The sequence below is a fragment of the Zoogloea sp. LCSB751 genome, from assembly GCF_002028455.1.
Taxonomy (GTDB): Bacteria; Pseudomonadota; Gammaproteobacteria; order Burkholderiales; family Rhodocyclaceae; genus Zoogloea.
Genome location: NZ_MWUM01000641.1, coordinates 1 through 235, shown reverse-complemented (window position 1 = coordinate 235; position 235 = coordinate 1). Strand labels below are relative to the sequence as shown.

Sequence of the window (235 nt, the reverse complement as noted above, 5' to 3'; positions counted from 1 at the left end):
TCACTTGCGCTTCTGTGGTAGCATGTCCCCGCCCATTTGGACCCCGGTTTTAGGCTGACTGGCAGGCACACCCCACAGGGGCCGCCCGGCATGGGCCAAGAGTGCCGCCGATTTCACCCATTAAGGATGTAACCATGAAGATCTTCTCCCCCCTGGCCGCCGCGCTCATGCTGGCCAGCCTGGTCGGCTTTCAGGCCCAGGCAGGCACCCGCCAGGTGCTCGATGCCAACGGCCA

General features: G+C 64.3%; 1 pseudogene. It reads left to right on the top strand.

What is annotated here, in order from left to right:
* Positions 1-134: 134 nt before the first annotated feature.
* Positions 135-235, top strand: a pseudogene (locus B4920_RS29340) (ABC transporter substrate-binding protein); the annotation flags it as partial.